At 37.0% G+C, this 17,640-nt stretch carries 18 protein-coding genes; 11 read left to right on the forward strand and 7 right to left on the reverse strand.

The features are described 5' to 3' along the window. Nucleotides 1-163 precede the first annotated feature (163 nt). The 10 genes from lon to ATE49_RS16030 all read left to right on the forward strand — a co-directional run bounded on the left by lon (nucleotide 164) and on the right by ATE49_RS16030 (nucleotide 11,250). On the forward strand, nucleotides 164-2,563 hold the full coding sequence (gene lon / locus ATE49_RS15985) for an endopeptidase La (protein WP_065082938.1): 2,400 nt from the start codon (nucleotides 164-166) through the stop codon (nucleotides 2,561-2,563). Between the two features lie 96 nt (nucleotides 2,564-2,659). Continuing rightward, the gene (locus tag ATE49_RS15990; protein WP_090346982.1) at nucleotides 2,660-4,048 is read left to right on the forward strand and encodes a linear amide C-N hydrolase; all 1,389 of its coding nucleotides are present in this window, start codon (nucleotides 2,660-2,662) and stop codon (nucleotides 4,046-4,048) included. A 93-nt stretch (nucleotides 4,049-4,141) separates the two neighbouring features. Continuing rightward, complete coding sequence (locus ATE49_RS15995; RefSeq protein ID WP_065082939.1) at nucleotides 4,142-4,510, forward strand: DoxX family membrane protein; 369 nt, start codon at nucleotides 4,142-4,144, stop codon at nucleotides 4,508-4,510. A gap of 228 nt (nucleotides 4,511-4,738) precedes the next feature. Continuing rightward, nucleotides 4,739-5,668, forward strand: a complete 930-nt coding sequence (locus tag ATE49_RS16000; RefSeq protein WP_065082940.1) for a DUF4349 domain-containing protein — start codon at nucleotides 4,739-4,741, stop codon at nucleotides 5,666-5,668. A gap of 108 nt (nucleotides 5,669-5,776) precedes the next feature. Next, nucleotides 5,777-7,420: a glucose-6-phosphate isomerase gene (pgi, locus tag ATE49_RS16005; RefSeq protein WP_065082941.1), complete on the forward strand. Its 1,644-nt coding sequence runs from the start codon at nucleotides 5,777-5,779 to the stop codon at nucleotides 7,418-7,420. Nucleotides 7,421-7,456: 36 nt separating this feature from the next. Then, nucleotides 7,457-8,341, forward strand: coding sequence for a bifunctional 5,10-methylenetetrahydrofolate dehydrogenase/5,10-methenyltetrahydrofolate cyclohydrolase (locus ATE49_RS16010; protein ID WP_045182929.1), 885 nt, complete (start codon nucleotides 7,457-7,459; stop codon nucleotides 8,339-8,341). A gap of 5 nt (nucleotides 8,342-8,346) precedes the next feature. Next, complete coding sequence (locus ATE49_RS16015) at nucleotides 8,347-8,976, forward strand: 7-carboxy-7-deazaguanine synthase QueE (protein ID WP_034871978.1); 630 nt, start codon at nucleotides 8,347-8,349, stop codon at nucleotides 8,974-8,976. A 94-nt stretch (nucleotides 8,977-9,070) separates the two neighbouring features. Then, entirely contained in the window at nucleotides 9,071-9,820 is a 750-nt protein-coding gene (locus ATE49_RS16020) for an MlaE family ABC transporter permease (protein WP_034871749.1), read from the forward strand. Continuing rightward, nucleotides 9,820-10,593: an ABC transporter ATP-binding protein gene (locus ATE49_RS16025; protein WP_059345715.1), complete on the forward strand. Its 774-nt coding sequence runs from the start codon at nucleotides 9,820-9,822 to the stop codon at nucleotides 10,591-10,593. The genes ATE49_RS16020 and ATE49_RS16025 overlap by 1 nt, the downstream gene beginning before the upstream one ends. Nucleotides 10,594-10,596: 3 nt before the next feature. Next, entirely contained in the window at nucleotides 10,597-11,250 is a 654-nt protein-coding gene (locus tag ATE49_RS16030) for a porin family protein (RefSeq protein WP_078674605.1), read from the forward strand. A 36-nt stretch (nucleotides 11,251-11,286) separates the two neighbouring features. Here the strand turns inward: ATE49_RS16030 and ATE49_RS16035 are convergent, their stop codons facing one another. Next, nucleotides 11,287-11,586 carry a hypothetical protein gene (locus ATE49_RS16035; RefSeq protein WP_034871752.1) on the reverse strand — a complete coding sequence of 100 codons (300 nt, stop codon included), beginning with the start codon at nucleotides 11,584-11,586 and terminating at the stop codon, nucleotides 11,287-11,289. Between the two features lie 62 nt (nucleotides 11,587-11,648). After that, nucleotides 11,649-12,455 carry a M48 family metallopeptidase gene (locus ATE49_RS16040; protein WP_065082942.1) on the reverse strand — a complete coding sequence of 269 codons (807 nt, stop codon included), beginning with the start codon at nucleotides 12,453-12,455 and terminating at the stop codon, nucleotides 11,649-11,651. A 164-nt stretch (nucleotides 12,456-12,619) separates the two neighbouring features. Between ATE49_RS16040 and ATE49_RS16045 the strand changes: the two genes are divergently transcribed. Further along, nucleotides 12,620-13,168, forward strand: coding sequence for a DUF4251 domain-containing protein (locus ATE49_RS16045; protein WP_059325683.1), 549 nt, complete (start codon nucleotides 12,620-12,622; stop codon nucleotides 13,166-13,168). Nucleotide 13,169: 1 nt separating this feature from the next. Here ATE49_RS16045 and meaB read toward each other — a convergent pair whose 3' ends face one another. The 5 genes from meaB to ATE49_RS16070 all read right to left on the reverse strand — a co-directional run bounded on the left by meaB (nucleotide 13,170) and on the right by ATE49_RS16070 (nucleotide 17,440). Beyond that, nucleotides 13,170-14,156: a methylmalonyl Co-A mutase-associated GTPase MeaB gene (gene meaB / locus ATE49_RS16050; protein WP_065082943.1), complete on the reverse strand. Its 987-nt coding sequence runs from the start codon at nucleotides 14,154-14,156 to the stop codon at nucleotides 13,170-13,172. Nucleotides 14,157-14,262: 106 nt separating this feature from the next. Continuing rightward, nucleotides 14,263-14,763, reverse strand: a complete 501-nt coding sequence (locus ATE49_RS16055; RefSeq protein ID WP_065082944.1) for a tetratricopeptide repeat protein — start codon at nucleotides 14,761-14,763, stop codon at nucleotides 14,263-14,265. Then, nucleotides 14,750-15,448 (reverse strand): peptide chain release factor H, encoded by a 699-nt coding sequence (gene prfH, locus ATE49_RS16060; RefSeq protein WP_065082945.1) that lies wholly within the window; start codon nucleotides 15,446-15,448, stop codon nucleotides 14,750-14,752. Before prfH ends, ATE49_RS16055 begins: the two co-directional genes overlap by 14 nt. After that, nucleotides 15,427-16,020, reverse strand: coding sequence for a hypothetical protein (locus ATE49_RS16065; RefSeq protein WP_065082946.1), 594 nt, complete (start codon nucleotides 16,018-16,020; stop codon nucleotides 15,427-15,429). Before ATE49_RS16065 ends, prfH begins: the two co-directional genes overlap by 22 nt. Nucleotides 16,021-16,048: 28 nt before the next feature. After that, nucleotides 16,049-17,440, reverse strand: a complete 1,392-nt coding sequence (locus ATE49_RS16070; RefSeq protein ID WP_065083189.1) for an RtcB family protein — start codon at nucleotides 17,438-17,440, stop codon at nucleotides 16,049-16,051. Between the last annotated feature and the right edge of the window lie 200 nt (nucleotides 17,441-17,640).

Genomic DNA, 17,640 nt, shown 5'->3' on the forward strand with positions numbered 1-17,640 from the left:
TTTTAGTATACCTCAATAAATTTGAAAGCAGAAATTTTGTCCTAAAAAAAAAATTATTTCACAATGGCATATCTATTGTGCCATCTTAGCTACTCCCGAAAATTCAGTTGTTTATACACGAAGCTGAAACGGAGTTTATTTTTTTATGACAAACTGACATAGTATGAGCGACAAAGAAATATTAGAAATCGAAGATTTTTTAGAAGACGGTTTCAACATTATTGAAGAGGAAATAAAAGACAGTATAGACAAAGAAACTGAGAAAAACCAAAAGATCTTCCCATTACTTGCAGTTCGCAACATCGTTCTTTTCCCTAAAGTGATTATGCCTATTACAGCAGGAAGAGAAAAATCAATCAAACTACTGCAGGAGGCGCACAAACAGGGCAAACTTATCGCAGTAGTAAGCCAGAAAAATGCGTCAGAAGAAGAGCCTACCCCATCTTCTCTGAATACAATCGGAACCCTTGGCAAGATCCTGAAGATCATTAACCTTCCCGAAGGAAATATCACAGCTATTATTAAAGGTGTAGACCGCTGTAAAGTAAAAAAGATGCTGACCGAGGAACCTTACTTTACCACCGAAATCACCAGATTAAAAGATACAGAAGTTAAAAAGGACAAGCAGGAATTTGCTGCTTTAATAGATAACATCAAGGATATCTCTCTGCGCATTATCGAAATTGACCCTAATATTCCGAATGCAGCAAACTTTGCTGTAAAAAATATTACCGGAGAAGCAGATTTGCTCAACTTTATATGCTCTAATGCAAGTTTCCCAACCGAAACAAAGCAACAGCTGTTAGAAATTAAAGATCTATATCAGCGTGCAGCCAAATGCTATGAGCTCTTATCTGAGGATTTTCAGAAAATAGAATTAAAAAATCAAATCCACCAGAAAACCAGTCGCGATCTGGATAAGCAACAACGAGAATATTTTCTTAACCAACAGATCCGAACTATTCAGGAAGAATTGGGAGGCGGGCCAGAAGGTGATGCCGATGAACTTCGTGAGAAAGCACAAAAGAAAAACTGGAATGAAGATGTAGAACAGCATTTCCAGAAGGAATTAGGAAGACTGTTAAGACAAAATCCTAATTCACCGGATTACAACGTTCAGCGTAATTATCTGGACTTCTTTACAGATCTGCCATGGGCAACCTATTCTAAAGATATTTTTGATCTGAAGAAAGCACAGAAAGTTCTGGACAAAGCTCATTTTGGACTGGAGGACATCAAGAAAAGAATACTGGAACACATGGCTGTTCTGAAGCTGAAAAACGACATGAAATCTCCTATTTTATGTCTTGCAGGCCCTCCGGGAGTTGGTAAAACTTCTTTAGGAAAATCCATTGCTGATGCTTTGGGAAGAAAGTATATCCGTATTTCTTTGGGAGGACTTCATGATGAAAGCGAAATCCGAGGCCACCGCAAAACCTATATTGGTGCCATGGCCGGAAGAATACTTCAGGCAATAAAAAAAGCTGGAACATCTAACCCTGTTATTGTTTTAGACGAGATCGATAAGATTGGTACGGGTGTACACGGTGATCCATCGTCAGCTCTTCTGGAAGTTTTAGACCCGGAACAGAATAATTCCTTCTACGACAACTTCTTAGAATACGGCTATGACTTGTCCAAAGCCATGTTTATCGCTACAGCCAATAACCTTGGTGCTGTACAGCGTCCATTATTAGATAGAATGGAGATTATTGACATTTCCGGATATACACTGGAAGAAAAAATCGAAATCGCTAAAAGACACCTTATCAGTAAGCAGCTAAAAGAAAACGGATTGACATCCGACGCTATAAAACTGGGAAATAAAGAAATCGCCCACATCATTGAGGCTCATACCTCGGAAAGCGGTGTAAGAAGACTGGAAAAAAACATTGCTTCTGTTGTACGCTGGGTAGCTTTACAAAAAGCAATGGAGCAGGAATATGATTCAAAAATTACTGTAGAAAAGATTGATGAAATTCTTGGAGTACCTCGCCCTAAAAGCCTTTCTGAGACGACAAATGTACCGGGAGTTGTTACCGGACTTGCATGGACAAGTGTAGGTGGTGATATTCTGTTTATTGAAAGTATATTATCCAAAGGTAAAGGCACAACCATAACAATGACCGGAAACCTGGGTAATGTTATGAAAGAGTCTGCTACTATTGCTTTAGAATATATTAAAGCTAAGTATGAAGAACTAGGTATGATGGAAGAACAAATAACAGATAAAAACATCCACATTCACGTACCCGAAGGAGCTACACCTAAAGACGGACCTTCAGCAGGTATTGCCATGTTAACTTCTATGGTTTCCAGCTTTACCAACAAAAAAGTGAAGTCTAATCTGGCTATGACCGGAGAGATTACACTTCGTGGAAAAGTTCTTCCTGTGGGCGGAATTAAAGAAAAATTGCTAGCCGCAACACGCGCCGGTATCAAAGATGTTATTTTGTGTGAAGCCAACCGTAAAGATGTTGAAGAAATAAAGAAAGAATATCTTAAAAATCTGAACATTCATTATGTAAATAAAATGAAAGAAGTAATAGAAATAGCACTTTAGTCATTCACAACATAAATACCATATAATTATAAACTTCACATATTTTGTGAAGTTTATTTTTTATAATTTTGGCATACATCATTAAAACACAAGGCTATGAAAATCAATAAATTAATACCTGATTTATTTTTGATCCTGTTTTTATTTCAATTCAAAATATCTTTAGCCTGTACCATTTTTATTGCATCCGACAAGCAAAAGGTTTTAGTTGGAAATAACGAGGATTACAAACCCACATTAAAGAATTATCTATGGGTAAGACCAGCTGTAGAGAAGCAAAACGCTTATGTATTATGGGGTTTTGAAGAGCAGTATCCAGAAGGAGGTATGAACGACAAAGGTTTGTTCTTTGATGCAGCAGCTTTACCCCAAAAAGTAGAACTTGTAAAAGATTCTCAAAAAAAAGACTTTGAAGGCTATATTGTTGATAAAGTGCTGCAGGAGTGCAGTACAGTAAATGAAGTAATTGAATTAGTCAGCAAATATAATCTGACCTGGTACGAAAAGACCCAGGTATTCGTTGCTGATAAATCAGGAGATTATGCAATTATTAATGCTAATTATATAATTCGCCCCAATAACAACAAATACGTCCTTACAAACTATAACTTAAACGACCCTATAAATAAAGATTTTAAGTGCTGGCGGAGAAAAACAGCTTACCAGCTATTAAATTCCGAACCTATATCTGTAGCACAATTTTCCAAAATACTGGACAGTACTTCGCAATTAGAAACTGATAATGCAACTATTTATTCTCAGGTTTGCGATCTTAAGAATAATACAATTTACTTATATCAGAGACATAATTTTACACAGGTAAATAAAATTGATTTAATATCACTTTTACAAAAAGGAAAACAGGAAATTGAAATTAAAAATCTTTTCCCTAAAAACATTACAAATGAAATTATGTCTACCTACTTACAAAATGGCATTCATAAGACTATTGAATATGTAAAAAAAAGAAAGTCTGATAAAAGTTATTTATTTTCCGAAAAAGATTTGATCCAAGTCGGTTATCAGCTAATTGATAGCAGTAAGGTTTCCGATGCAGAAAAAATATTCGCCCTTAATCTGAAATATTTCCCAAATTCAGAAAGTACTCTTACAGCATTAGCAAACAGTTTCTTATTATCCGGTAACACAAAAAAAGCAAATGCATTGTATAGTAAAGTGCGTAGAATAAATCCCAATAACTACTATGTAAATATTTTTGGCAAAAACAATGGGAATATTACATTTAGAATTAAAGGGTTTCAGGGGGCTGAAACAATTTCGTTAACCGGATCTTTCAATAATTATGACGTTAAAGCAAATCCCTTTACCAAAATTGGAAATGAATGGATTTGCTCACTGAAAGTTCCTCCGGGAGTATACTCCTATAAATTAAACATCGATAACACTTATTGGGTACAAGATCCTTCAAACCAAATACACATAAAACCTAAGGAGTGGTGGGACTCACGATTAATAGTTCAATAATTCCGCAAATATTTCTATTATTATTTAAAAGTTCACACAATAATGTGCAATTTATTTTTATAACTTTGATATAAACTATTAAATAATAAGATTATGAAAATCGTAAAATTCATTATTTTCCTATTGTTCGGACTAATGTTTATTCAGGCTGGATTGGATAAGTTTTTTCACTTTATGCCAACTCCCCAGTTAACCGAAGAGCAGAAAAAAATATTCGGGGCAATTATGGAAATTGGCTGGCTTTTTCCTTTGGTGGCCGTTGTTGAATTTACTGGCGGACTATTGGTTATATTTCCTAAAACAAGAGCTTTGGGAGCTATTATTATCCTTCCTGTTATGGTAGGTATTGTTCTGCACAACCTGAAAGACACTACAGGATTACCTATTGCAGCTCCTTTAGCATTAATCAATCTTTGGATGCTGATAGACAACAGCAGCAAATACAAAAATCTGATCAGCTAAATACACTAATCACTAAATATTTAATTAGCCGTCCAAATCTTTTGGGCGGTTTTTTTATGCTTACTTAATATTTTAACTCTCAATAAAGAGAAATACAATTTTACAAAACATTCATTTTCAACCCATTAAAAGCTAAAATTCATTTACAAGAATTTTACGTTTAATTTTCAAGTGGCCAGATCAGAACTTTTAGACCTTTGGAATAGCTAACAATCAAAAATTCTAATTATGAAAAATAACACATTAAATCTAGCCCTTGCATCCGTACTTATTCTTAGCGTTTTTTCTTGCAAAAAACAGGAATCTGCCTCTATGTCTGATGCAAATTATGAATCCGCAAAAGCTGTTTCAGCAGAAGCCTCAGCGTCTACTACAGACAGCATATCTTCAGCAGCCTCTACACAGGTTAAAGGCAAAGAATTTGTAAAAACAGCATCTGTGAACATGGAAGTTAAAGACGTCTATGACGCAACGATCAAAATAGAAAATCAGCTAAAACAAATAGGTGGCTATGTGATTAACAGCGAACTGAAAAACAATCTGCTATCAGAAGAAACGTATAATGAGAGTGATGATAAAGCTGTTATGGTAAAAAAATCAACTATGCAGAATGATATGATTGTAAAAGTACCCATCATGCAGCTGGTAGATTTCCTCCAACAGATTAACAGCCAGAATTTGTTTTTAAATTCCAGAATTATCAATGCCGAGGACGTAACAGCAAACATTAAAATGGCACAGCTGGAACAGCAAAGAATGAAGAAAAAAGAAGGCAATATCGATAAGCTTAAACCTACATCCACGACAGTAGAACAAGGAGATGACAACGAAAGAGATCACAATCAGAATATTATAGATTCTTACAACCTGAAAGATAACATTGCTTACAGCACTGTGAATCTGAGTATAAAAGAGCCCAATGTTCGCGTAGCAGAAATAGCTGTAACCAATACCAAATCAATTGATGCAAAATATAAAACCAACTTCTTTTATGAAGCTAAACTATCAATTATCAATGGCTTCTATCTTATTCAACAATTTTTTATCCTTCTGCTAAATTTATGGCCATTTGCTCTTATTGTAGCAGGGATTATATGGTTTGTCCGCGCTAAAGGCGTGAAGCGGCCAAAATCTCCAAAACCAACTGTAAATGACTAACCAAAAGGACTGCAAATGCAGTCCTTTTACTTTACAATCTATTCATACTCAAAAAAGTAAAAAATTCAATACGATTGCGTAAATTTGCGTCTTAAAACCATTACGAAAATGTCTTTAAATACAATCAATCCTACTGAAACCAAAGCCTGGGCACAACTAAAAGAACATTTCGCAGAAACAGATTTCGATCTGAAGCAGCTTTTCACAGAAGATAAAAGCAGATTTTCGGAATTTTCTATCCAGAAGGAAAGCCTTCTGTTCGATTTTTCAAAAAACCTTGTAGATAAAAAAGCTTTTCAGCTTCTTTTAGCACTGGCAGAAGAGTGCCAGTTGAAGGATGCTATTGAAAAAATGTTTACCGGAGATCTGATTAACCAGACTGAAAACAGAGCTGTACTTCATACTGCCCTGAGAAATTTCGGAGAAGAGAAGATTATAGTTAATGGTAAAAGCATCGATGAAGATGTTCAAAGAGTACTGAGTCAAATGAAAGTTTTTTCTGAAAAAATTATTTCAGGAGAACACAAGGGCTTTTCAGGAAAAGAAATCACAGATGTTGTAAACATAGGGATCGGAGGTTCTGATCTTGGTCCCGTAATGGTTTGCAGCGCACTGAAGCACTATAAAACAAGATTAAACACACACTTTGTATCCAATGTAGATGGCAATCATATTGCTGAAGTTGTCAAAAATCTGAATCCGGAAACAACCTTATTTATCATTGCTTCCAAAACATTCACAACTCAGGAAACAATGACCAATGCACTTTCTGCAAAAGAATGGTTCCTTAAAGCAGGAAAAGAGGAAGATGTTGCAAAACATTTCGTAGCTCTTTCCACAAATGTTGAAGCCGTAAAGAATTTCGGGATTGCAGAAGAAAATATCTTCGAATTCTGGGACTGGGTTGGCGGAAGATACTCGCTTTGGAGTGCAATCGGGTTAAGTATTGTATTGGCTGTAGGATACGACAACTTCGAAAAATTACTTCGTGGTGCACAGGATACAGATAAACATTTTAGAAATACAGAATTCAAAAATAATATCCCTGTCTTAATGGGGGTATTAGGCGTTTGGTACCGCAACTTCTTCGATGCAAGTTCATATGCGATATTACCATACAGCCAGTATCTTGACAGATTTGCGGCATACCTGCAGCAAGGAGACATGGAAAGTAACGGTAAATCTGTTGACCGAAATGGTGAATTCGTAGATTACGAAACAGGACCTATCATCTGGGGAGAGCCGGGAACAAACGGTCAGCATGCTTTCTACCAATTGATTCACCAGGGAACAGAGCTTATCCCTGCAGACTTTATTGCATACGCAAAAGCAAACAATAACCTTAGTGATCACCAGGACAAATTAATGTCCAACTTTTTTGCCCAGACAGAAGCTTTAGCTTTTGGTAAGACAAAAGAAGAAGTAATTACAGAGCTAAAAGCATCCGGGAAAAATAAAGAAGAAATTGCCTTTTTAACCAATTTCAAAACATTTACAGGAAATACACCTACCAACTCTTTCATTTTTGAAGAATTAACGCCATTTACTCTGGGACAGCTTATTTCTTTTTATGAGCACAAAATTTTTGTTCAGGGTGTCATCTGGAATATTTTCAGCTTCGACCAATGGGGTGTAGAATTAGGAAAAGCTTTGGCAAACAAAATTCTTCCGGAACTGGAGAATACTGTAGAAATTACATCACATGACAGTTCTACCAACGGACTGATTAATTTCTACAAAAAGCATAAATAAATCGGATAAATCTAAATAAAGTAAAAAGAAAGAAAAATGGCACAAATCCTTGACGGGCTAAAAGTATCCAAAGAAGTAAAACAGGAAATAAAGGAAGAAGTTCAGAAGATTCTTTCCAACAAAAGACGTGCTCCGCACTTAGTTGCAATTCTTGTTGGAAACAATGGTGCAAGTAAAGCATATGTAAACAGTAAAGTAAAAGACTGTGAAGAAGTAGGCTTCTCCTCTTCACTGGTTAAGTTTCCTGCAACTGTTCCTGAAGCCGAACTTCTGGAGAAAATAGATGAACTGAATAAATCAAAACATGTAGATGGTTTTATCGTTCAGTTACCTTTGCCTAAGCAGATTGATCAGGAAAAGATCATTATGGCAATTGATCCAAGAAAAGACGTGGATGGTTTCCACCCTGAAAACTTCGGAAAAATGGCATTAGAAATGGATACATTCCTTCCGGCAACGCCATTCGGGATTCTGACACTGTTAGAAAGATACAATATTGAAACAAAAGGTAAAGACTGTGTAATTATCGGAAGAAGCCGTATCGTAGGACGTCCGATGAGTATCCTTATGGGACGTAAAGACTTCCCTGGAAACTCTACTGTAACCCTTACACACTCTTATACTAAAGATATAGAAGAATATACAAAAAAGGCTGATATCGTAATTACCGCTCTTGGTGACCCTCATTTCCTGAAAGGAGAAATGATTAAAGAAGGTGCCGTAATTATCGATGTAGGAATTACCAGAGTAGATGATGACTCAGAAAAAGGTTATCACCTGGCAGGAGACGTAGATTTTGAAAGCTGTGAGAAAAAAGCAAGCTGGATTACTCCGGTTCCGGGAGGTGTTGGTCCGATGACCAGAGCTATGCTGATGAAAAATACCCTGATTGCCTACAAAACATCAGTGTATAATGATTAATGAAAATGAATAAAGAACAAGATATTTTATTAAAAGAAGGTAAAATGCTCCCTGTAATGGAGCATTTTTACACTTTACAAGGAGAAGGTGCTCATACAGGAAAAGCCGCATATTTCATTCGTTTAGGTGGATGCGATGTAGGCTGCCACTGGTGCGATGTAAAGGAAAGCTGGGATCCGAATTTACATCCGTTAATGAATGCAGAGGAAATTGCAGAAACCGCAGCAAAATACTGTAAAACAATTGTTTTAACAGGAGGGGAACCATTGATGTGGAATCTTGAAATTCTGACATCAAAATTAAAGGAACTGGGGTGTACTATCCATATCGAAACTTCCGGTGCCTATCCTATGAGTGGGCATCTGGACTGGATTACACTTTCCCCAAAAAAAACAGGTTTACCATTAGAAGATATTTACAAAGAAGCGAGCGAATTAAAGGTTATTGTTTTCAATAACAACGATTTCAAATTTGCAGAAGAGCAGTCCGCTAAAGTTTCTGACAACTGTAAACGTTATCTTCAGAGTGAATGGAGTAAGAGAGATGAAATGTACCCTAAGATCACGGATTATATATTGGAACATCCGGAATGGCAGGCTTCTGTACAGACTCATAAGTATCTGAACATTCCATAACCAAGACATTTCAAAGATCATTTTTGCAGGGTGTTCATTTGGAGCAGGCAGATGCAAAAATTCTCAATTTAAATAAAAACATTAATTTCGCAGCATGTTAAAACTTTTTGGCGCAATTGGCGAATATTTTATGCTTCTGGGAAAGACCTTCCAGAAACCTCAGAAAATGAAGGTTTTTATGAAGCTACTGATGAGAGAAATTTACGACCTTGGAGTTAACTCCTTTGGTTTGGTACTTTTCACCTCTATATTTGTGGGGGCCGTTGTTGCCATACAGATGTATAATAACTTCAGTGCTTCCTCTTTCCCCATCCCGAACTCATTTATCGGGTATGCAACCAAAGTAGTTTTGATTCTGGAATTTTCACCGACTATTATCAGTGTAATTCTTGCCGGAAAGGTAGGTTCATATATTGCTTCCAGTATAGGAACGATGCGTGTAACAGAGCAGATTGATGCATTGGATATTATGGGGGTAAACTCTCCAAATTTTCTAATTTTACCAAAGATTATTGCCAGTGTTTTATTCAACCCATTACTTATTGCCATCAGTATTGTATTTGGTATTGTAGGAGGCTACTGGGCAGGAGAACTAACCGGAAACTGGACACAGGCAGATTATATCACCGGTATCCAGATGTATATGCCAGCTTACTTTATTTGGTATGCATTCTTCAAAACAGCTGTATTTGCGTTCCTTATCGCTACAATCCCTGCATATTTCGGGTTCTTTGTTAAAGGCGGATCTCTGGAAGTAGGGCGTGCCAGTACACAAGCTGTAGTATGGACTATCGTAGCTGTTATTATAGCGAACTTAATATTAACCCAATTATTCCTGAGCTAATGATTGATATAAGAGATTTAAGAAAGAGTTTCGGTGATGTAGAAGTACTAAAGGGCATTTCTACCTCTTTTGAAGACGGAAAGATCAATCTTGTGATTGGACAGAGTGGATCCGGAAAAACGGTTTTCCTGAAGTGTTTATTGGGTGTTTACGAACCTTCCTCAGGAATTATTGATTTTGACGGAAGAAATTTTGTACAAATGACTCCGGTTGAAAGACTGAATCTACGTTCGGAAATCGGTACCGTTTTCCAGGGAAGTGCACTTTTCGACTCTATGACTGTGGAGGAAAACATTATGTTCCCGTTGGATATGTTTACAAATTTAACATACAGGGATAAGAAAAAAAGGGTTATCGACGTTATAGGTAGAGTGAAGCTGGAAAATGCTAACAATAAATATCCTTCGGAAATTTCCGGGGGAATGCAAAAAAGGGTTGCTATTGCCCGTGCTATTGTAAATAATCCGAAGTATCTGTTCTGTGATGAACCTAACTCGGGATTAGATCCAAGCACTTCAATAGTAATTGATGAGTTGCTGAAAGAGATTACTGAAGAGTACAAAACAACAACCATTATCAATACCCACGATATGAACTCGGTGATGACAATTGGTGAAAAGATTGTCTATCTGAGAAACGGACTGAAGGAATGGGAAGGCTCTATGCACAACATTCTGACAGCTGATAATGAACATTTAATAAACTTCGTCTACTCTTCAGCTTTGTTTAAAGAGCTAAGAAAGACACTATTAGAAAAAAAGCAAAATTTATAAGTTATGAAGTCAAAGATTCAATCGACCTCTGTAATGAAGAAATTATTCATTCCGGTAATGCTAGGTGCAGCAGCTTTTGCTCACGCACAGGTTAGTCTTGGTGTAAGAGCCAATGCGTTATTCAATACCTCATCTTCAAGATGGAGTGATATTAGCTCTACCGCACAAGGGGCTCTTAATAACCCTAAAGATGTTGCAGGTTTCAACGTAGGTCTTTCAGCGAAAATAAAGTTACCAATCGTTTCTTTATTCGTAATGCCGGAGATTTACTATACAAACTTCAAAAGTAAAGCTACGTATGTTGAGGCAAACGGAAACTCTGTTGAACTTTCTGCAAAAAGCAACAGATTGGATATTCCGGTAATGGTAGGTTTTGATGTTATCGGGCCATTAAGCGTATTTACAGGACCTGTATTCTCTACAAACTTATCCAACAACGATACATTCCAGAATTTTAAAGAAGATACCTCTAAGAACTTCTCTGTAGGTTATCAGTTCGGTGCGAATGTAAAGATCTCTAAATTGATTGTAAATGCACGTTATGAAGGCTCTTTCTCTAAAGACCAACGTAAATTCATCAACAATGTTACAGGTAGTGGTGTAAACTATGACAACAGACCAAGCTTATTTATGGTAGGTCTTGGATACCAGTTCTAATCTAAAGCAGATTTAATAAAAATAAAAGCCGGATTGTTATACATTCCGGCTTTGCTGTTCTTGCTCTTGTTGCGTAGCATCCTGCATGAGTTGGGCCTGTTTCTTTTCCAACTCATCTTTTTCTTTTTGCAGTTGCTTGAACTGGCGCATTTTATTTTCCTGCTTTACGGCAGATCCTTTGCTTACATAGCCTACAATACCTCCGAAGATAAGGCCAACACCGATTCCGCATAAAGCACCATATACCACTCTTAGATCCAGAGCCATATTATTAAGGTAGAATAATACTACTCCAATGGCTAATAATATAATTCCTACAAATGTTAAATTTTTCATATTGTGTAATTTAGTAATCCTCTCCAAATATATGTTTTTTGAAGAGGATTAATTAATGATCGTTATAATTTGCCTCCTGCAGCTCTGTAATATTCCAAAGCTTTTGGCATCATAGCCTCTAAGGCTGCTTTTCTGTTAACCGGATTCGGGTGGGTCGACAAGAATGCCGGAGTACCGGATGCTCCTCCCGAAGCATCTTGCATCCTTTGCCAGAACGCCGGTGCCGTACGTGGATCATAGCCGGCCATAGCCATCAGATAAAGTCCCATTTGGTCTGCTTCAGATTCCTGCTTTCTGCCATAAGCCAGAAGACCTACCTGAGCACCCATAGGATATAACTGATTAAAGATACTGGCCATTTGGCCATTGCTAAGTGAAGCACCAACCAGCTGTCCGCCATATTGAGCTAATGTAGCCTGAGATATTCTTTCGTTCCCGTGTCCTGCCAATGCATGGGATATTTCGTGCCCCATTACAACAGCCAAACCATTGTCATCTTTAGTTACCGGTAATATTCCTGTATATACCGCAACTTTACCTCCTGGCATACACCATGCATTCAGTTGTTTGTCCTGAAGCAGATTGAATTCCCATTGGTAATTTGCCAGATCCTGCTCTCTTCCGATACTTCTGTAATAGTTTCTCGCTGCATTTGCAATCCGGGCTCCTACAGTTTTCACACGTGTTGCATCTGCACCTGTAACTACTTTGGATTTAGACAAAGTGGTCTTGTACTCCTGTAAAGCCATCGTATTAATCTGATTAGAGTCAGCAAACTGTACTGACGACCTTCCTGTAATAGGATTGGTTACGCAACCTGTAAAAGTTGCGGCAATAGCTGCTGCACCTATAATGCTTGTTATTTTCATAGCAGTAAAATTTATCGTGATTTCGCAAAATTCAAATTCTATTCCAAAAAACAAAAACCAATTCAGGAATTGTGTAACTTTATTTAATAAAATCTGAATCAGATCTTTATTTGGTATAAAATTAGTATTTTAATATAAGCAACGATCATTTAAATTCCAAAAAAATGAAAAAACAAGTATACATCTATCTATTAGCAGCATTAACTGTTACCTCAGTAATTTCATGTGCTGCATCCAACAAGCCGACAGATATTGCTAAATCCGAAGAAGTTGCGAAATTAGTTAATCAGGATAGTTACACCTTTATTGCGACAAGAGCTTATCCTATGGATCAGTCCACCATCAATAATGTAATGAGTGCTATGAGACCAGCCGGTGCAGCCGCAACATTGTTTGACCTCAGTTATGGTTATGGTTTTAAAATACAGCCAAATGATCTGAGTGTAGATCTGCCATATTTTGGCCGGATTTTCACACCGAGTATGGATACTTCCCGAAACGGACTGAAGTTTAGTTCTAAAAAGTTTACAATTGCTAAAAAAGAAAGTAAGAAGAAAATATCTTATACTATAAATGTCAATGATGTACAAAATATTCAGACTTTGTATATAGACGTTTATAATAACGGAAGAGCATTTTTATCTGTAAATGCTAACGACAGACAACCTATTAGCTATGACGGATACATTAAAGCTACAAAAGCTGAGAAATAAACTACTCGTTAAATAGCTTCTTAACAAAATCTTTTGCTTCAGAGATAGGATTTACCGCCAACTCTGAAGCATTTTTTTTATGTTCATTGTAAGCATCTTCCAATTCTTTAGACGACCTGGTTTTACTCAGAATCAGTTCTTTTACCCAGTAATCGAATCTCTTTTCAGCCTGCTGGTGGCGCTCTTCTTCAAAAGTATTGTCTTTATGCTTCTGAAGGATATAATCCTCTATTCTTTCATAACATTCTTCCAATCCTCTCTTCTTTAATGCAGAACCCAAAATAACCGGAACTTTCCAGACCTTATTCTTATGTGTTATAAAATGAAGAGCCCGCATCAACTCTAGTTTGGCATTCTTTGCTGCCTGATTATTATCTTCATCGGCTTTATTAATGAAGATAATATCTACCATCTCCATTATGCCTCGTTTTATTCCCTGCAATTCATCTCCGGTACCGGAAACTTTCAGAAACAGAAAAACATCCGTAATATCTGCCACCATTACTTCGCTCTGCCCTACACCAACAGTTTCAATTAATATATAATCATATCCTGCTGCTTCGCAAATCAGCATGGTTTCAAATGTTGTATTGGCTATTCCCCCAAGAAATCCGCCACTAGGGCTGGGTCGGATAAAAGCATTCGGGTCTTTAGCCAGCTCTTCCATTCTGGTTTTATCCCCCAGGATACTTCCGTGATTCAGACTACTGCTAGGATCTATAGCCAGTACAGCAACTTTATTTCCTTTTTCAATAGCCAGTTTTCCGAAGCTTTCTATAAAAGTAGATTTACCGGCACCCGGAACTCCTGTTATTCCTACCCTTATAGATTTTCCAGTAAAAGGCATGAGTTGTCTCAGAAGCTCTTCCGCTTGTATACGATGTTCCGGTTTTTTGCTTTCAACAAGAGAAATGGCTTTTCCCAGCAATCGGGTATTATTGCTTCTGATTCCGTCAATAAGCTGTTCTGTAGAAAGCGTTTTAGCCATACTATATTCGGTCTGAACAACAAAAATACTAAAGAAACAGTAATTTACAGAATCCTGTCTATAAAAAGAAACCGGAAGAAAATCTTCCGGTCAGTTTTAAAGCCTGTCAGGCTTTCTTTTTCTTTTTTCGGGATATTTTCCCTTTAAGAAATTTTTTGCGGTTTTCAAGCTGATGTACCATTCCCTCGTCAAAGCTATATTCCCTGACTTCTGATAATATCTTTAAAGCTTTTTTTATTTTTCCTTTTCGTTCCTTTAAGATAGATCTTAAGAATAGAATATCTGCTTTATTGATTCCTTTCAGTGTAAGACTATAAGCAATTAGCTTTTCGGCCTCTTCATAGTCTTCATTATACAGCAGACATTTAATATAAAAATGAGGTATACTGATACTGGTCACATCATTTTTCATGGCTTCTTCAAAATATACCTTCGCAGTATTATAATCTTTTAGTATTTCGGAATACACTCTGGCCATAAGACAGAGACTATCCGCATCCTGAGGATCATAAGACAAAGCATAATTCAGAGCTTCTACACAATCCGGTATACTGTAAGGATAATGATCTAAAGCTTCGAAATAATATTTGTTTTTAGTTAAGTTCATTTCTGTAATTTTTTAGCTCATTTTTGAGGAACTGCCTTTGTTTTTTAAAGGATTTATCCTGATGATTCTTTTTAAAATCTGTTCCGGAATAAGTACGAATCGGATTTCCGCGCTGTACCTGCATATGATTGCTCCAGGTATCCTGCATTCTGCGCTGCATTTGCAAAATATGCTGTGCCATTACCTTTTCTTTTAAACGTGTAATTGATAATTTTTTATTCTCCAGCTGTGATCGGGAATCCTGTACAAAAACACTTTCTCCGGTTGGTATATGGGTAGCACGAACCGCTGTATTTACTTTGTTTACATTCTGTCCTCCGCTCCCCTGGCTGCGAGTTGTCTGAAACTGAACGTCTTTTTCATCAAAATGAATTTTTTCTGCATCTTCAATTTCAAATACTCCAACAAACCAATTACTCCTTTTGTGCAGCTTTCTGTATGTACTCTTTCCGACCCAACAAATACTTCCTAACCAGCTTTTTAGAAATGTTATTATGTCTTTATCCTTTAAAAGCAGGGTTACGGATTTTAATGTCAGGTTCTCATCACCGTTTTCACGATGGATAATTTTATAATCTATTTTTTCTTGTTTTACTTCCTCCAGGAAAACCTTCAGAATCTTAGCAACTACCCACTGGCATTCTAAAGGTCCTCTTCCCGAAGTTATTTGTATGAATTTTTCCATTTTTGTAAAATCTTTAAGATAGCGTCTCTGTGTTTCGCTTCTTTAATAAACGTTGGCAATCTTTCAACCATACGCATTTTGTATGGTAATCTGGTTCTCAGTTCAGAAGAGACATAGTTTTCCATTTCTAAAAGGTGTTCCATATTTCTAGCCCAGAATAATTTTCCTTTGAAGTCTTCCTGAAAATAAAACGGACATCCAAATACCGAGTCACGGATTAAGCCATTTTCTTTTGTAGCGTAATTCATTACATATTTCTCTGTCTTAGGCTTAATCTCGAATGCTGTATTACAGGCCTCACAATTTACAGGCAGGCTTTCTGGTTTTGTTTTCAGTCCGCCTTTTATATGGTGAATAAAATGTCCACATGCAGGACAATTGAGCTTTACGATTGCTTTATAAAACTCCACGTCTTCCTTCTTCTTTCTGAGATTACAATGCAGGCATTCCAGCTCTGCATTTTCATCACACCCACATTCACTTTTAACTGTCGCATCTTTTCCACAAAAAGGGCAGATAACCAAGCAGTCTTTGTAGTAGGCATAATATTGTTGTTTATATCTCTTTTTCATTTCTTTATTTTTTGTTGTTCACACAAGGCTACTTATCCATTCTTACAATTCTTGGTTGAAATGTCCCCAGAATATCTACTAATTCGCTTTGTGCATTCATTACTTCATGAATGTCTTTATAAGCCATTGGAGCTTCTTCGGCATTTCCACCCATCAGAGTTACATTTTTTAATTTCAACTCCTTCCTAATATCACTTTGAGTGAAAAGACTTCTGCATGCTCCTCTGGAATGAGCCCTTCCGGCGCCATGTGAAGCCGAATGCAATGAATCAGGATTCCCTTTACCGCAAACAATAAACCCTTTCGCTGTCATAGATCCCGGAATCATTCCCAGCTCATTTTCATTAGCCGGTGTTGCTCCTTTGCGGTGAACAATCACTTCTTTTCCGTTATGAATTTCTTTCCAGGCAAAGTTATGATGGTTTTCTATTTTAGCTTTTACTCTCCCGCCTACAGCTTTAACCAATCTTCGGTGAATATCATCATGACAGGCTGAAGCATAATCTCCGGCCAGAGTCATTGCAGTCCAGTATTCTAAGCCCATATGAGTATTTAGGTCTAGCCATGCAAATTGTTGCGCTTCTTTAGGCAGTGGACATTGCTCTACAGCAACTCTGGAGTAATATTGAGCAATCTCTGCGCCTAGACCACGGGAGCCACTGTGAGATAAAATCCCAAGATATTTCCCTTTTGGAAGGCCGATTTGGCTATCTTCTTCTGTAATCTCCACTTCACCAAATTCTACGAAATGGTTTCCGCCTCCGGATGTTCCCATCTGTTTAATAGCTTTTGCTTTCAGTCTTCGCAGCACCGGGATCATTCCGAAAGTATCCCTTTCAAAGATCTCATGTTCAATATGAGATTTATGGGTTTCGTACATTCCGAATTTGGTATGTTCTGCCAGTGCTTTTTCATACTTATCTTTTGCCCCATCCAGATATGAAACCGGAGTATCCAAAATGCTAAGGCTCATTCTGCAGCCAATGTCCATCCCTACACCGTACGGAATTACAGCATTTTCTACCGCCAGAACACCACCGATCGGAAGACCGTAGCCACTATGTGCATCAGGCATTAATGCTCCTTGAAGCGATATTGGCAATTTTAGCGCTGTATAAAGCTGATTCTTTGCCTCTTCTGAAATATTGTGTCCGAAAACCTGAAATGCAGCTCTCTGACTATTCAGCATTCGTTTTTCAGTCTTTTTAGATAATAATAAAGCTTCTGCTATTTGCCCGAAACTTAAGTCTTTTTCATAGTTTTCCGGATGCAGCAGAATTTCTTTTAAAAGAGATTTTACATAATGAATATTTTTGGTTGCAAAATTTCTTTTCATAACTTCCAGAGCAACATTAACACTCTGATTATTAGGATAGCCAATCTTTAATATATCTTTTCCTTTAAGTTTTAAATTTCCCATTGTTTTGTTCTTTAAATTCATGATGCAAATGCTTTAAGCAACGCATCGGTAATGCTGGCCACAAATTTTAAGGCCGCATTATTTCATTCAACTATACAAATAGTCGAAAAAGTTCATCACATTAAAATTTGTGACAAGAATTAATTTTGAAATAGAGATTCGGGGAAACTAAGTTTAAAATATTGCGCAATAAAAAACCC

The organism is Elizabethkingia miricola (assembly GCF_001675285.1).
GTDB lineage: Bacteria > Bacteroidota > Bacteroidia > Flavobacteriales > Weeksellaceae > Elizabethkingia > Elizabethkingia miricola.

Excerpts from the sequence above, each read along its gene's own strand:
- lon (WP_065082938.1), top strand. The coding sequence starts at position 164 with ATGAGCGACAAAGAAATATTAGAAATCGAAGATTTTTTAGAAGACGGT.
- ATE49_RS15990 (WP_090346982.1), top strand. The coding sequence starts at position 2,660 with ATGAAAATCAATAAATTAATACCTGATTTATTTTTGATCCTGTTTTTA.
- ATE49_RS15995 (WP_065082939.1), top strand. The coding sequence starts at position 4,142 with ATGAAAATCGTAAAATTCATTATTTTCCTATTGTTCGGACTAATGTTT.
- ATE49_RS16000 (WP_065082940.1), top strand. The coding sequence starts at position 4,739 with ATGAAAAATAACACATTAAATCTAGCCCTTGCATCCGTACTTATTCTT.
- pgi (WP_065082941.1), top strand. The coding sequence starts at position 5,777 with ATGTCTTTAAATACAATCAATCCTACTGAAACCAAAGCCTGGGCACAA.
- ATE49_RS16010 (WP_045182929.1), top strand. The coding sequence starts at position 7,457 with ATGGCACAAATCCTTGACGGGCTAAAAGTATCCAAAGAAGTAAAACAG.
- ATE49_RS16015 (WP_034871978.1), top strand. The coding sequence starts at position 8,347 with ATGAATAAAGAACAAGATATTTTATTAAAAGAAGGTAAAATGCTCCCT.
- ATE49_RS16020 (WP_034871749.1), top strand. The coding sequence starts at position 9,071 with ATGTTAAAACTTTTTGGCGCAATTGGCGAATATTTTATGCTTCTGGGA.
- ATE49_RS16025 (WP_059345715.1), top strand. The coding sequence starts at position 9,820 with ATGATTGATATAAGAGATTTAAGAAAGAGTTTCGGTGATGTAGAAGTA.
- ATE49_RS16030 (WP_078674605.1), top strand. The coding sequence starts at position 10,597 with ATGAAGTCAAAGATTCAATCGACCTCTGTAATGAAGAAATTATTCATT.
- ATE49_RS16035 (WP_034871752.1), bottom strand. The coding sequence starts at position 11,586 with ATGAAAAATTTAACATTTGTAGGAATTATATTATTAGCCATTGGAGTA.
- ATE49_RS16040 (WP_065082942.1), bottom strand. The coding sequence starts at position 12,455 with ATGAAAATAACAAGCATTATAGGTGCAGCAGCTATTGCCGCAACTTTT.
- ATE49_RS16045 (WP_059325683.1), top strand. The coding sequence starts at position 12,620 with ATGAAAAAACAAGTATACATCTATCTATTAGCAGCATTAACTGTTACC.
- meaB (WP_065082943.1), bottom strand. The coding sequence starts at position 14,156 with ATGGCTAAAACGCTTTCTACAGAACAGCTTATTGACGGAATCAGAAGC.
- ATE49_RS16055 (WP_065082944.1), bottom strand. The coding sequence starts at position 14,763 with ATGAACTTAACTAAAAACAAATATTATTTCGAAGCTTTAGATCATTAT.
- prfH (WP_065082945.1), bottom strand. The coding sequence starts at position 15,448 with ATGGAAAAATTCATACAAATAACTTCGGGAAGAGGACCTTTAGAATGC.
- ATE49_RS16065 (WP_065082946.1), bottom strand. The coding sequence starts at position 16,020 with ATGAAAAAGAGATATAAACAACAATATTATGCCTACTACAAAGACTGC.
- ATE49_RS16070 (WP_065083189.1), bottom strand. The coding sequence starts at position 17,440 with ATGGGAAATTTAAAACTTAAAGGAAAAGATATATTAAAGATTGGCTAT.